Source organism: Lacinutrix sp. MedPE-SW (assembly GCF_001874145.1).
Taxonomy (GTDB): domain Bacteria; phylum Bacteroidota; class Bacteroidia; order Flavobacteriales; family Flavobacteriaceae; genus Lacinutrix.
The window spans coordinates 77,763-93,449 of sequence record NZ_MPCX01000011.1; the positions used below are offsets into that span (position 1 = coordinate 77,763).

14 protein-coding genes are annotated in these 15,687 nt (G+C 32.2%); all 14 read right to left on the reverse strand.

Annotation, left to right across the window (positions count from 1 at the left end):
- Position 1 precedes the first annotated feature (1 nt).
- Complete coding sequence (locus BM549_RS11055) at positions 2-733, reverse strand: heavy-metal-associated domain-containing protein (protein WP_290470327.1); 732 nt, start codon at positions 731-733, stop codon at positions 2-4.
- Positions 733-1,953 carry a TolC family protein gene (locus BM549_RS11060; protein ID WP_290470328.1) on the reverse strand — a complete coding sequence of 407 codons (1,221 nt, stop codon included), beginning with the start codon at positions 1,951-1,953 and terminating at the stop codon, positions 733-735. Before BM549_RS11060 ends, BM549_RS11055 begins: the two co-directional genes overlap by 1 nt.
- On the reverse strand, positions 1,950-5,702 hold the full coding sequence (locus BM549_RS11065) for an efflux RND transporter permease subunit (RefSeq protein ID WP_290470329.1): 3,753 nt from the start codon (positions 5,700-5,702) through the stop codon (positions 1,950-1,952). The genes BM549_RS11060 and BM549_RS11065 overlap by 4 nt, the downstream gene beginning before the upstream one ends.
- A gap of 109 nt (positions 5,703-5,811) precedes the next feature.
- Positions 5,812-6,225: a hypothetical protein gene (locus BM549_RS11070; protein ID WP_240324258.1), complete on the reverse strand. Its 414-nt coding sequence runs from the start codon at positions 6,223-6,225 to the stop codon at positions 5,812-5,814.
- 71 nt (positions 6,226-6,296) lie between these two features.
- Complete coding sequence (locus tag BM549_RS11075; protein ID WP_116823312.1) at positions 6,297-8,246, reverse strand: heavy metal translocating P-type ATPase; 1,950 nt, start codon at positions 8,244-8,246, stop codon at positions 6,297-6,299.
- Positions 8,243-8,605: a DUF3703 domain-containing protein gene (locus BM549_RS11080; protein ID WP_116823313.1), complete on the reverse strand. Its 363-nt coding sequence runs from the start codon at positions 8,603-8,605 to the stop codon at positions 8,243-8,245. Before BM549_RS11080 ends, BM549_RS11075 begins: the two co-directional genes overlap by 4 nt.
- Positions 8,606-8,661: 56 nt before the next feature.
- A complete protein-coding gene (locus BM549_RS11085; protein WP_116823314.1) occupies positions 8,662-9,075 on the reverse strand; it encodes a Fur family transcriptional regulator in 414 nt (137 codons plus the stop codon).
- 2 nt (positions 9,076-9,077) lie between these two features.
- Positions 9,078-11,264, reverse strand: coding sequence for a TonB-dependent receptor (locus tag BM549_RS11090; RefSeq protein ID WP_290470330.1), 2,187 nt, complete (start codon positions 11,262-11,264; stop codon positions 9,078-9,080).
- A 49-nt stretch (positions 11,265-11,313) separates the two neighbouring features.
- A complete protein-coding gene (locus BM549_RS14020) occupies positions 11,314-11,634 on the reverse strand; it encodes a DUF6660 family protein (RefSeq protein WP_079738439.1) in 321 nt (106 codons plus the stop codon).
- A 581-nt stretch (positions 11,635-12,215) separates the two neighbouring features.
- Positions 12,216-13,412: a primase-helicase family protein gene (locus tag BM549_RS11095; protein ID WP_290470331.1), complete on the reverse strand. Its 1,197-nt coding sequence runs from the start codon at positions 13,410-13,412 to the stop codon at positions 12,216-12,218.
- Between the two features lie 2 nt (positions 13,413-13,414).
- The gene (locus BM549_RS11100) at positions 13,415-13,732 is read right to left on the reverse strand and encodes a hypothetical protein (protein WP_116823317.1); all 318 of its coding nucleotides are present in this window, start codon (positions 13,730-13,732) and stop codon (positions 13,415-13,417) included.
- A gap of 6 nt (positions 13,733-13,738) precedes the next feature.
- The gene (locus BM549_RS11105) at positions 13,739-13,963 is read right to left on the reverse strand and encodes a hypothetical protein (RefSeq protein WP_290470332.1); all 225 of its coding nucleotides are present in this window, start codon (positions 13,961-13,963) and stop codon (positions 13,739-13,741) included.
- Positions 13,964-14,211: 248 nt separating this feature from the next.
- Positions 14,212-14,544 (reverse strand): helix-turn-helix domain-containing protein, encoded by a 333-nt coding sequence (locus tag BM549_RS11110; protein WP_013868959.1) that lies wholly within the window; start codon positions 14,542-14,544, stop codon positions 14,212-14,214.
- 99 nt (positions 14,545-14,643) lie between these two features.
- Complete coding sequence (locus BM549_RS11115) at positions 14,644-15,687, reverse strand: hypothetical protein (RefSeq protein ID WP_290470333.1); 1,044 nt, start codon at positions 15,685-15,687, stop codon at positions 14,644-14,646.

The window sequence follows — 15,687 nt, forward strand, 5'->3', positions numbered from 1 at the left end:
TTTAAGAAATTAGCATAATTATGGCCATAATTATCATTATAGCGTTTTCAATAAATGTGGCTTCAGTCATCGGTAATTTTAAAGCTGTACCCAAACACGCACATCGTATTGATTTTTTGTCCAATAATGTTTTTGTTACTCCAATAGTTGTTATCCCTAATACTACAAGTGTAATTATTAAAGCTATATTGATTTCAAATCTCATTAAGAACATCAGTCCTAATGCTGTTTCAATAAATGGATAAATCTTCCCATAAAAAGGAACTCTTTTTGCTAATGGGTCATACATTCTGAATGAATCTGGAAAACCTTTTAAATCTAACATCTTGAAAAAACTAAACACGATGTAGAATAAACCCATAAAATCGAGCATAAAGTCGTTCCAAGACCAATTTTTATAGTGAAGTAAAATACTCGCTGAAGCGATATAAAAAATAATAAGTAAAAGAGGTTTTAATTGTTGTAACTTGCTTTTTTCTTCTTCCATTGGCATTGCCGACATACTTGAAGATTTAAATACATTCTTCTCATTCTTTTCAGATAAAGTATACTTTTCTGGTAATGCTTTTTGTAGTATATCAGTTGAAATATGCTTATTCATTTTCACTTCTGCCTCACCTTTTTCAAGATTAACAGACACCTCTGATACGTGGGCTATTTCACTTAAATATTTCTCGACGGAAGCCTTACAGTTATTGCAAGTCATTCCCGCAATCTTATATGTGTGTTTCATTATTGCTGTGTTAAATAATTAATAATCGTTGATTGAACATAATAAGTTCTAATTGATTCTATTTGGTTCATTTGAAATTTTAACTGCAACTCTTGAATATCCAAAACATCATTAAAATCAATCGTTCCTGTTTCATAGCTTTTAATTAAAATGTCTTCTGCATCTTTTGCTTGCTGTAGGTTTTTGGTTTGGGTAGCATAACTTATTCTTGCAGAAATGCGTTCGTTATTCGCTTTGTCTAAAAGAGTTTCCAATGAATTTAAACGTTCCTGTTTTTGAGCAGTAATTTCCTGCTGTTGCAACTCATTTTGTTTGGTCTGGGATTTATATTTCTTATTGAAAATTGGGATAGACACCGAAACCATTGGCATTACAATATCCTTTCCGTTATCGCTGAAATCCATATTTGGTCTTTCAGCAACATTGATATAATCTAATCCAAAACCAATCATTGGACTGCTTTCTTTTTGATTTAATAATTCTGATTGCTTTATGGATTGAAAGAGTTTATCATATTTTAGTAATTCAGGATGTAATGCTAAATTTTCAGAAGTAATATCAAAGTCTTCTGAAGGTATCATTAAACTATCTACCACATTCACGGTAACATCATTATCTCTATTCAATAAATTATTGAAGTTAGTTTGTTCTGCTAAAAATTGTTGTTGCAATACATCTTTTAATTGTTGCATTTCGTTTTGACGCATTTGCAATCGCAACACATCTACTGCGGATGCTTTACCAACCTCAACAGAAGTTAATGCCAACGTCTCATAAGTTTCTAATAGTTTAATGTTTTCAGTTAAGACCTCTTGCTTTGCTTTGTTGGCGTATAGATTATAATAGGATTGTGATACCGAAGCCATTAGTTTTCGCTTTGCGATAACGATGTCCTCGTATTTAGCATCTGCCAATGAACTCACATAATTTTCTCTCGATGTAATGGTTCCGAACCACGGTAACATTTGTTTAGCAGAAACCTTAAAGCGTTGTGCACCTGTTCGTGTTTCTGGCTCACTCACAAAATAACCAACACCAAATTCGGTATTAGGAATGGTGTTGACCTCGTTTACCTTTTCGGAAGCTCTTTTGTATTGTAACTCAAACTTTTGAATTTCTGGATTGTTTGATTCTGCTTCTTGAATGTAGGATTGAAGCTCTTGTGCTTTCGCGAAAGCGGAAACAAACAAAATGCTGATTATTAGAATTATATTTTTCATTTTGATGTTCTTTTAAGTTGAAATTCGGCTTTCCAGCTATATAATACTGGAACTACAAATAAGGTTATTAAGGCTATAAGCATTCCACCAAAACTTGGTATTGCCATAGGTATCATTATATCGCTTCCTCGACCTGTAGAGGTTAATACTGGTAATAATGCTAAAATGGTTGTAGCTGTAGTCATTAAACACGGTCTGATTCGTTTTTCACCTGCTTCAACAACTGATGCTCTAATTTCCTTTTTATTATCTGGTGTGTTTCTATCGAATGTTTGGGTTAAATAAGTTGCCATTACTACACCATCATCGGTTGCTATACCGAAGAGTGCAATAAACCCAACCCAAACTGCAACACTTAAATTGATTGGGTGCATTTGGAATAAATCGCGTAGGTTTTCACCAAAGAAATTGAAGTTTAAAAACCAACCTTGACCATAGAGCCAAATCATTATAAAACCACCTGCAAACGCTACTGCGATACCTGTGAATACCATTAAGGACGTACCAACCGAACGGAACTGGAAATACAGAATTAAGAAAATGATTGCCAATGCTAACGGTACAACAACCGATAAGGTTTTTTCGGCTCGTAACTGATTTTCATACGTTCCTGTGAATGCATAGTTGATTCCTTTTGGAACTATCAATTCACCAGAATCTATCTTTTCTTGGATTAGTGCTTGTGCATTTTCTACGACATTGACTTCTGCAAAACCATCCATTTTATCAAACAATACATAGCCAATCAAAAAGGTGTCTTCACTTTTAATGACTTGCGGACCTTGTTCGTATCTAATAGATGCTAATTCATTTAAAGGCACAGGGCTACCTTTTTCTACTGGTACATAAATCTGTTTTAAGTCGGTAGGATTTGCTCGTAATTCTCTTGGATAACGTACACGAACACCATAACGCTCACGACCTTCAACAGTTTGGGTTAAGACCATTCCACCGACTGCAACTTTTAATACATTTTGCACATCATCAATGGATATACCATAACGTGCTATTTTCTCTCTGTCAATATCGATGAGCAGATAAGGCTTACCAACAATACGGTCTGCAAAAACAGCTTCTTTTTTAACACCTTCGGCTTGTTTTAAAATATCTTCCAATTGTACGCCAAATGCTTCAATCTGCTTTAAATCTTGACCTCTTACTTTAATTCCCATTGGTGCTCGCATTCCTGTTTGAAGCATTACCAATCGGGTTTCAATAGGTTGTAGTTTTGGTGCAGAGGTAACACCAGGCAATTTGGTGACTCTTACAATTTCATTCCAAATATCGTCTGGTGATTCAATTTTTGGTCGCCAGTTACGATAGTACTCGCCATCATCATCTTCAATTAATTGAGACCTTTTTATAGTGCTAAAAATGACGTTTTCGGAATTATTAGGATTAGAAACCAAACTACCATCCTTCAATTCAAAGAAGCCATCATCATTTACTTTGTAGCGTTGGCGTACTCCGTTTTCATTCAGCATATATTCTGGTTTGTACTGAATAATATTTTCATACATTGATAATGGTGCTGGGTCTAAAGCTGATTCTGTACGACCTGCTTTACCAACTACTGTTTCAATCTCTGGAATACTGGCTACTGCCATATCCAATTGTTGTAAAACACGTTTATTTTCTTCCACGCCAGAATGTGGCATCGAGGTTGGCATTAGTAAAAAAGAACCTTCATTTAATGATGGCATAAACTCTTTACCTGTGTTTTTCATAATGAAAAAACCTGCAATTACAATTGCTGTTGGGGCAGACAAAAAGAGTAGCTTATTATCTAAACACCATTTTAAAATGCGTGTGTAGTATTTTATAAATAATGAGAAAACACCTAATAAACCAAAGCAAATAACACTAACAAAAATGAGGTTCCAAAAAATGCTTTTATCAACGCCTAATGGTCTCCAATATTCGGCTAATAAGAATACTATTGCTGATGCTGAAATAATAATATTAATACGATTAGCTTGATTGGCTGTTATCTTATTTTGAAGATGGAGTCCTGCTGTAATTCCAAATGCTATTAATACCAGTCCTAACCAATATCCATAAATCAATGCAGTGATACCTGATGCTATTAAAACACCATTTAAAACATATTTAAAAGTGTTTTTAATGTTTTTCTTTCTGAATAAAAATGCAGCAAAAGGAGGAATTAAAAATAACGCTACAATAATGGATGCTGTTAATGCGAAAGTCTTTGTGAAGGCTAATGGTCTGAATAGTTTTCCTTCTGCACCAATCATAGTGAATACAGGAATGAAACTGATAATAGTTGTCATAACTGCGGTTACGATTGCACCAGAGACTTCAGCGGTTGCGTTATAGACTACTGTGTTTATGGGTAACTTTTTATGAGATTCCTCGTCGCTCGTTCCTTGCTCTGTCGGAATGACATTTTCGTTTTCATCCAAATGCCTTATAATGTTTTCTGATAGTATGACACCTACGTCGACCATTGTACCAATAGCAATAGCAATACCTGATAATGCGACAATGTTGGCATCGACACCAAAGAGTTTCATTGCAATAAACACCATTAAGACTGCTACAGGTAATAGTCCGGAAATTAATACTGAAGCCCGAAGATTAAATACCATAATGATAATGACCAGAATGGTGATTAGTATTTCTAAAGTCAATGCTTCGTTAAGAGTGCCTAATGTTTCTTGTATCAGTTCTGTTCTGTCATAAAAAGGCACTATGGTAACTTGTGAGGTTCTACCATCCGCTAATACTTTTGAAGGTAATCCAGCACTTAATTCATTAATTTTTTCCTTTACGTTATTGATAACTTCCATTGGGTTTGCGCCATAACGAGCTACCACAACAGCACCAACAACCTCTGCGCCTTCTTTATCTAATAAACCACGTCTTGTTGCAGGACCTAATGAAACTTTACCAATATCCTTTATCCTAATTGAAGTATAATCTTCTGAAGTGACTACTGCATTTTCGATGTCTGAAATGGATTTCACATAACCCAAACCACGAACTAAATATTCGGCTTGGTTAATTTCCAAAGTCTGTGCACCAATATCCTTGTTGCTTTCTTTAACTGCTTTTACAACGTGATGCAATCGAATATTATATTGACGCATCAGTTCTGGATTCACATCCACTTGATATTCTTGAACATATCCACCAATAGAAGCAACCTCTGAAACACCACTTGCAGAGGACAACGCATACTTTACATAGTAATCTTGAATACTGCGTAACTCTTGCAAATCCCAACCACCAGTAACATTTCCGTTTTCGTCACGACCTTCAAGCGTGTACCAGAATATTTGTCCTAATCCTGTGGCATCGGGACCCAAAGCAGGATTAACACCTTCGGGTAATAAACCACTTGGTAAGGAATTAAGTTTTTCGAGAATACGACTTCTACTCCAGTAAAATTCGATGTCTTCTTCAAAAATGATATAGATACTTGAAAAGCCGAACATAGAAGAACTACGAATGGTTTTTACTCCCGGAATACCGAGTAAAGATGTTGTAAGTGGATAGGTGATTTGGTCTTCTATATCTTGTGGCGAACGACCATCCCATTTAGTAAATACAATTTGTTGATTTTCTCCAATATCCGGAATGGCATCAACAGCCACAGGATTACTTGGTAAGAAACCAGTGTCCCAATTAAAAGGTGCATTTACTGTTCCCCAACCTATAAAGAGAACAAGTAATAATACAGCTACGAGTTTATTTTCTATTAAAAATTTGATGCTTTTATTTAGCATTATCTTTGATTATTAAACAGTTAGACATAGGTGTTAAGAAAACACCGAATACAGCAAATTATCCTTACAACATTGCAGTCATAGGATAAAAAAGTCTATAGTTTAAAAATCAAATTAAGTATGTCTCGTCAATCTTGTAGAGTTGCCTTATGACGAGTGGTGGTTTGTATTCTTCGTAAGTAGAAACGTTATTTTCTAAACCTTCAAAAAGGTTAATGTAAGTGTAAACAAATGAAGCTATAAATAGGTGTTGTTCAAATGTGATTTTGTCAACTTGCAATTGTAATTCGTCTTGACCTTCAATTGCTAACTGTTTATCATCACAACAATTTTTCTTGGTAATAGAACATCCTTCGGTTGAAGGCTTTTCCATTTCCATTCCGCACCCTTTGGCCTTATGAAAAATAGCAGTTTCTACTAACGTATCTCCGCAATAATGCATATTCACAGTAAATGACATTGTAGAGAATAACACTACAAAAGTCATTGCTAAAGACATTATTTTATGGAAAATCTGCTTCATATTGATTGCGAAGTTACGAAATTTTAACAACTATTGATTTTGTTTAACAGAAGTTTAATTGATTAATCTGCTTAATCCCAAGTCATTCGTTGTAATCTGACTGCGTTTAAAATTGCTAATAATGCTACTCCTACATCTGCAAAAACTGCTTCCCACATTGTAGCTAAACCACCTGCTCCTAATATTAAGACAATGACTTTAACACCAAACGCTAAAATGATATTCTGCCAAACTATTTTTCGTGTAGAACGACTTATTTTAATGGCTCTAACAACTTTTGAAGGTTGGTCTGTTTGAATAATAACGTCTGCGGTTTCTATGGCGACATCACTACCTAAACCACCCATTGCAATACCAACGTTACTTGCTGCTAAAACAGGTGCATCGTTTATACCATCACCAATAAAAGCTATTTTGTTTTCAGGGTTTTTCTTTAAAATCTCAACTTCGTTTAACTTATCTTCTGGTAGTAAACCACCTTTAGCATTTTCAATATTTAGTTCTTTTGCAACTTGTTGGGTAATGGAATCTTTATCACCAGAAAGCATCATAATTTTTTTAATGCCTACTTTGTGTAATTCTGTTATAGTTTCTTTTGCATCTTCCTTTAATTCATCTGCTATGACTACATAACCTGCAAATTGATTATCGATTGCAACTAATACTATCGATTCTACAATAGATTCCGTTTCAGATGGAACATTTATATTATTCGCAGTCATTAAGGCTTTATTTCCTACTAAAACTGTTTTACCATTAACAACGCCTTTTAAACCTTTACCTGCAATTTCAGAAACGTCTTGAGCTTCAAAATCTTCTCCTTCTGATTTATACTCTAAAATTGCTTTAGCAATTGGATGCGTGGATTGTTCTTCCATCGCCATTAAATATTGCATAAATTCGGTTTCTTTCCAATCAATTGCTTTTACTTCTTTAATTTTAAAAACACCTTTAGTTACGGTTCCTGTTTTGTCCATTACCAAAGTATTTATCTTGGTCATTGCATCTAAAAATGAAGCACCTTTAAATAAGATTCCATTTTTTGAAGCTGCTCCCAATCCACCGAAATATCCTAATGGAATTGAAATCACTAACGCACAAGGACAAGATATTACCAAGAAAATTAATGCTCTGTATAACCAATCTCTAAACACATAATCATCTACAAAAAAGTAAGGTATAAAAGTAACACCAATAGCTAAAAACACTACAATTGGTGTGTAGATACGAGCAAACTGTCTGATGAATAATTCTGTTTTAGATTTACGTGCTGTTGCATTTTGAACCAAGTCTAATATTCTCGCAATAGAACTATCTTCAAAGGTGTTGGTTACCTCAACTTCAATAACGCTTTCCAAATTAATACTACCCGCGTAAACCTTTGCTTCTTTTTGAATGGAATCTGGTTTGCTTTCTCCTGTTAACGCAGCTGTATTTAAAGATGCTTTTTCGGATAATAAAATGCCATCCAATGGAATTTTTTCACCTACACGAATTTGAATTTTCTCTCCAATATTGACAACTTCAGGCGAAACACTTTTATAATCTCCCTCACGAAATACATTGGCTTCTTTAGGTCTAACATCTAATAATGCTTTTATATTTCCTTTTGCACGATTTACAGCAGCACTTTGAAATAATTCGCCTACTGCATAAAATAGCATTACTGCAACACCTTCGGGATATTCACCAATAACAAATGCACCAATGGTTGCTATAGACATTAAAAAGAACTCTGTAAAAACATCACCTTTTTTAATACTAATCCAACCCTCTTTTACAACAGGAAACCCTACAGGAAGATATGCAATACCATACCAAGCAATACGAATCCAATCCTTAAAGAATGAAACATCAAAATAATCTAAACCTATACCAATGATAAGCATTATAAAACTTATTATTGCAGGCACGTAGGTTTTGAATGCACTTCCATTACCGTGATTATGACCATCATTATGCGTGTGTTGCACTTCTGAATTTGGTTTTAAATCTCTTAAATTGACTTTCTTTTTTTTCATTTAATATCTAATAATTTTTCAATGTCATTGGGAATAGGCATTCGTTTTAATGGTGGCACGTTTGCTCCACCAGTATTACCAAGTGGAACGTGATTTATAAATGATTTCCAGCCACCCACAAGCAACCTAATTATTTGACCTATTACTTCTTTCGTATCTTTTTGTCTAAATCCAAATTTTAGCATTAACCAATGTGAATAGGTATGTTCTATTGGATAAGATTGCCCTATGATATGACTGCGTTCTAAATGATACCAAGCATTGCCAAAACGCTTATTTTCTAAACAGAAACTGTATAGTTTTAATTCTTCGTTATACGCCAGTTTTAGATGTTTAGGTATTTTGGTATTAAACTTCATATCCTCTAATTTTGGATAAATGTACTTTAATAGTAAGTGCAATGGAAGTGCAATTATTAGCCACTACACTTATCGCAAATACCTTTTACCACCAAATTTACATTCTCTGACACAAAACCATCAGGCACTTTAATTTGCGGTATTTTATGTTCTGTTAGGCAAATGGTTTCATTACAATTGTTACAATGGAAATGTAAATGCAAATCGTTTTTTATATCACAATTACATCCCTTTTCGCATAACGCATATTTTGTTATCCCTGTGCCATCGTCTATTTGATGCACAATATCCTTTTCTTCAAAAGTTTTAATAGTTCTGTACAAGGTAGTTCTATCTGCTTTTTCAAAAGCACTTTCAATATCACTTAATGTTACCGCTATCTCTTTTTCTGCAAGAAACTTATAAATTAATAGACGCATTGCTGTAACACGAATATTTTTTGACTCTAATACTTGTTCTATTGTTTCCATATTTAATCGTGGTCTTCGTTTCCAAATGGTTTAATAATAAGTCCTACACTAAATATAAAACCATCTGTAGGTGCATAAATCTCTGGAAAAACAGGATTGTCGTGTGGCGGTAAAACCAAAGGTGAAAACCTGCTTTGTCTTCTATCTGTAAAATTCTCAAAATTCACAAATACACTTCCTAATTTAAAGTTACGCATCACCAATAAACCCATAGTTACAAAGTCTGTAGTCTCTGTTCCGTTAGATAAAAACTGTTTGCCTGTATAAAAGGTTTCATAACCAATACGCCATTTTTCAGATTCGTACATTAAAACACTACCTGCGTTATGTTTTGCGGTTAATGGCTTCTGTGGATTGCCAGGTAAATAATTTAATTTGGTATCAATTAGTGCATAGTTTAAAAACCATCTAAAGTCTTTGTAAGTAAACTTAATATTGGTTTCTGCTCCTTTGCTAAAGATTTCATCTGGTGCATTTTCAAACTGAAATAAACCGTTATCTGTAGAATTTAAAAGCAGTCCATCATTAATAGCAGTCACATAGAATAATTGGTTTATGGAAAAACCAATCTCATCCGATAATCGTGTTTGATAGTTTACATCAAAATTAAGACCATAAGAACGTTCTGCATCTATTATAGATTTATCTATAGCAAGCACATTTTCAAAATTGATATATTCTGCTTCCTCGGTAAAAATATCTGGAATCTTATATCCTAAACCTCCACCAATTCTACTTGAAAATCCACTATCATTTTTGTAGAGTAATGAAATTCTTGGAAGTGGAAAGAAACCGAAATCCGTATTATAATCTGCTCTTAATCCTGTTTCTAATATCCAATTATCTGATAAATCATAAATATTATTTGCAAATGCGCCAAAGGTCACATCTTTTTGGTCTCGCTGTAATAGTGCGTTGTCATTTTCATCAAAATTTGAGGTATATAGATTAGCTCCAACTATCCAATCCGTTTTTTCTGATGCTGTATTATAAGATATTTCAGTAAACGTGTTTGTTTGCTTTCCATCAAAATTGAAATCCGGAACGGTTAAATTCCTATCGAAAAAAGAGACACTATTTTTAAACTCTAATGAACTGACAGCATCTAATTGTGTTTGATATACCAATTGACTGCTTAATCGTTTTGAATTGTTTTCTTCAGTATATTGATGAATACCATCCTCACCACTTTCAATTTTGGTAATATCTCCACCAATTCTATCATCATACGTTCCGTTTAATCCAAACCAAAGTGTTGTTTTATCTGATGGATAATAAAATAATTTTGGATTGAATGAAATTGATGTTGTTTTTGGTAGGTTACTAAAGCCATCATCTTCTGGGTCGTATGCTTTTTGATAATGACCAGAACCATAAAGTGATATACCGAATTTTTCATTTCGTTTGCTATAAAATACATTGGCTGTACTTCCTAACGCTTGGGTTTGAGTTAGCATAATATCTAATGCAGGTTCTTCATCTGGTGTTTTAGATACCATATTTACTAATCCTGCAATAGCACCGCCACCATAAAGTGTTGACGAACTTCCTTTAATAATTTCAAATTGTTGTAAGTCTAAAGGTGGGATTTGTAAAATACTTAACCCACTTGAAAAACCACCATATAATGGAAATCCATCTCTTAAAAGCTGTGTGTACCTACCATCTAAACCTTGAATACGAATATTGGTACCCCCACTACTTAATGATGTTTGTTGCATTTGTATTCCTGTGCTTTCTCGAAGCACCATAGAAATATTAGTAGGATTCATTATTGCTTTTTCTCCTAATTCCTCTGCACCTATAAACTCTATACGTGTCGGTATTTTTCTTACGGTTCTTGTACTTCTTGAAGATTGCAGTACTACAGCATCTAATTGATTGCTACCTTCTTTTAATTTAAAGACTAACGCTGTATTACTTGGAATTTGAACTGTTGTCTCAAATGTTTCAAAACCTAAAAAGGAAATTATTATTTGATGCTGACCATCTGGTATTTCTGTAAAAGTTGCAATACCATCAAAATCGGTTACTGCACCTTTTTCTAATGCTTCAAAATAAACCGTAGCACCCAATAAAGGCTCGTTTTCAGCTTCTGTTAGGACTTTTATTTGTATGTCTGATGTTTGTGCCTGTAACGATAGGCAAAGTATTAATATGAGCTTTATGCTCAATAGGTATTTATTCATTGAATTGTATTTGTAATTAACTAAATAATTGATTTAAAATCGATTTGTTTTAGCTGATTACTTGTGGCGGATGCCAAATATTGGAAAGGAAATTAAACCCGTAAATAGGTTGATATGTAGAAATCAAATCCGTTGAGATTTCAATATTAAGTTTTAAATCAAATGTCTTGATGGGTTCGTAAGTAATTGTCATACCGCAACAATTACAAATACAAGTTACAGGACAAGAATCGTCGCTATCTTCTTGATGATTATGATTTGTACTTATCTCGTCTTGATGCTGCTGGTCTTCTATATTTTGCCCATCAGAACAAGGCTTTGCTGAAAGCAATAGTATAATTAATGATAATATGATTGTTACAAATTTCACAATTACAAAGATAAAAATTTAATGATGCAATGGTTGTGCAATTATTTTATTTAAGCGACAACCTTTGCTTTCTCCTTTAAAGTTTCAAGATGCTTTACCATATTGATTTTACACCATACCTCACGAGCTAATTTAGGCTCGTGACCTATCACTTTGGTTAATTCCTTTATTATACTCATCTTATTAATTTCTACATATTTTTTTCTCTAGTAAAAATATTATCGTTTCTTATATAAACTTGTAAATTGTCTTATAATAAGCATTTTCTCATTTACTACAATAAAACCAAAGCCAACAGACCTTGTTGTTGATTGTTGCTAATTTGTTTGAAACAATAGAATAATAAGGGTTTTAAGAGTAAACAAGCTGTACACAATGTAGCAACAATTAAAAAAGTTGTTGTTGTATGTTGTTATGTGGGTTTAATCAAATGTTGTAGTATGTTGTTATTATGTTGTTTAGTTTAATAACATAGCCAATGTAATAGAATAAGAAAACGTGTGATTGTTGTTTTAATGTTGTTGAGTTGTTTATTACCGTAAGTACTAGCTAGCATAGCATTACAGTAGTTTTGCAACAAATCAACTTAACTCTTTAAACATTTGTTTAGTAAAAGTATAATGACGACCTCTATGGGTTGTTTCTTCAACAATAGGAGTGTTTGAAACTGATGTTGACATATAATATTTAGTATATGTACTATTCTTAGATTCTAATTTATATTCATTTTTTATTAACTCAGATAATTTAAAAGAATTGGTTCTTAAATTATTTTTACTAAGCTTATCTACCAAGTCTCCCAATGAATACTTTAATTCTTCTTTTTCAAACAAGGCAAACTCATCTGACAAAATTTGCTCTAATTCTTTATCTATAAAAGTTTTATTACCGTTGATTAACACATTTAAAGCTTCTGTATGAATTTGCTCTTTAGTAAACCACATTCTTGTTTTTCTAGGACATGAAATCTTCCTTTTGTTTATAAAATGAATAAAGTGCGGTAACTCTTTTTTTAAAGATTCTAAAAGGTCTGGTCGGTCATTTGATAAATCGAATGGAATAATTTTTCTAACCCAGTATCTTACTTCTGAATTATCTATGTAAACAAAATTCTTTTCGTTGTTGGAACATAAAATAAACTTACCAAAAAAATTTCCCTCAACTTTATCTTTACCTTTAGCTTCACTTTTATAAGTTTTTGCGGTGGATAGATTTTTTAATCTTTCACTATCTTCTCTTTTGTCTAATAACACTTCATCAACAGCAATAATTAACTTTGAAGCCCAATCTGAATTAAATCTACTTCTAAAATCCTCATTATTATTAATTGTCATATTATTTTGGAATATAGATTTTACCCAATTTAAAAAAGTGGTTTTACCTGTATTTCGCTCATTACTTACTAAACACAAAATTGGTAAAACTTGCGTTGGATTTTGCCATAAAACACTTAAGTAATCTAAGCCTAAAATATATTGCTCACCAAAAATATGCTTGAGAAATTTTTCTGTTTCTGGAAAACTACCTTTTTCAATTTTATGGTCTAGTTTTTCATATTTATTATAAAATCCATTAATTACACGTTTATAATTAGTATGTGATGGGATTAAACAAAAACCATCATATTTTTTTATATCTTCAATGTACTCCTTACCATGGTCGGTTATAATTTCACTTTTTGACCAAGGATTCAACATTTTTATAGTGTCTTTGCTGTTTAAAGGCATATTAACTTCTTTAAAATAAGCTGTACCTATTCTTAAATATTTTTCACTCATAACTAAACGTTTACTGTTAAATTAGCCAATCTGGAATAATCGATTTTTTCAAATTTTGTAGTAAAATAAATTTTCACATCAACTCCTTGAATTGAACTATCTACCTTACACATATTAATTATTTCTTTCTCAATTTGACAAAGTGGTAATCTCGGGTTATAGCTCATTACTTCTATTGCCAATTTTGTTTTTGCTATTAAGTAACTTAATTTTTTAAATGAAAGCGCATTATTTTCATTTGCATATTGACTTAATAAGTCTTTGTGTATATCCTCTATTATATTTAAGCCATCTGGCTTATATGTTTTATTATTTTCCATTTCTTATTATTTATAAATTAATATTTGCTGAGCTGTATCGAAATAAGCTCTAGTACCATCATATCTTGGAGGTAGGTTTTTGATTAAAATCACACCCTGATGAGTCTTATTAATTAGTTTTTTTATATCTCCTTTTGTTGCTGGTTTATTTTCTTCTTTAGTAAGTATGTTAGTAACAATATTTGTAGCTAAAGATCCTACAGCTGCGTTTCCTACACCAGACCAACTCATTTTATTGATTGTTGATGGTTTTTCTTGATTCTCTTTTGTAGGTAAATTTCTAGTTACCTTTTTCTTTTTGTAAAGGCATTTACTCTACAACTATTGCTACAATATTTCTGTTTATACCTTCTTTTTGGAGTGTACTCGACACCACAATAGTTACAATTGTATGTATATCTATCCATTTTGCGTTAAATTAACGTTAGACTAACGATTGTTTAAATCGCTCTAAATGAAAACTTTTATTAAGCTTTCAATTATTTAAGTCTCTTTTTACGATTAGACAATAAGGTATCGACATCAGATTCAAGCTCTGTTGTGCATTTTTGCTTTCCTTCTTTTATCCATTCTATTATCTCGGACTTGAAGAAGAATAAACGACCGTTTTTCTTATGGTGAGGAATGGTGTTTTTTTGACAATAGTTATAAAGTGTTGGTTTTGTATAACCAGAAAACTTAACAATGTCATCAATAGTTTGCGGGTCATCCGTTTGGGATAACGTTTCTGCCTTTTCAATTAAGGCTTTTAATTCTTTGAGGTCTCTTTTTACCTCTGCAACATCTAGTTGCGTTTGTTCAAATGCTATCATTTTTAAATGTTATAAATTAATATTTGTCAATGATAGCGGTTAATTACAGGTTATTTAAAATTCCCGTAAGTGCAGTAGTAAAAAAAGTAGTTAGCGTAGTTACTTTAGTAGTTGAATAGTTATACTAGGTTTTTTATTAAAATTACTCTTAACATTTTTAAAATCCCAACCAACAAAGTTATCTGTTAGTAATTCTATAAATTTATCTACAACTTGACCCGTTCCGAAATATTGATAATAACTTTCATAAAACTCCCTAAACCTATACTTAATTAAAGAGTTCTCTCCTTTAGGAGCCATATTGAACTTCTGCTTTTTTAAATTAGGGATTCCACAAAATGCTTTCTTTATAAATATATCAAATTGTTTTTCAGTTAGAAACGGTTTACCGTTTTTACTGTTTTTTTCTGTAAAAATTTTAAAATGGTTAACAGCTATTTCTATTGGCATGGATTGGTTAAACACATTTGTGTAGTTACTATAATTTATAGTATTAGTAATTGTAGGTGTGTGTGTTATAGTTTTTTTAAATTCACTTTCAATAAAATATGCTTCTTTAAAATATTCTTTTTTCTTGGTAAGAAATTTTTTTGGTGTTTCTAATAGCTGAGGTAAAGATTTATCCAAACCGCTTAGCATATTTTCCTGATCATTAATAGTGTTTAAAGCCTCATTTATAATTTCAAGATTTTTAAGATTATCATCACCTAAATCTAAAAATTCTTTATAATAAAACAATCTGTATTTATGTAATAATTCTTGCGCGTCTATAAAATTATCTCCTTCATAACCATTAACAAATTCGAGGTCTAATGTGTTAATATAACTCACAACAAGTTCTTTTTTCTCACTCTGGTTTAAAACTCCATCAAAAATAAAAAACTCTAAAGCTACAAAAACAAATAACGGTTCTAAATCTGTGTCTAAAGCTTCATCATAATCAGGTGTATTTGCTAAATATTTTTCAACTCTTTCTTTGTAAAAATTATCATCATTTAAATAATCTTTGATTAATTCAAGGTGAATTTTTTCTTTTTTAACAGCTCTATGCTCAATAATCTCTTCTAATTTTAAATCTGCATTTAAAGGTGTAATACTTGCTAGAATAATAATTAATTCATAAAACTCTTCTTTATATATCAT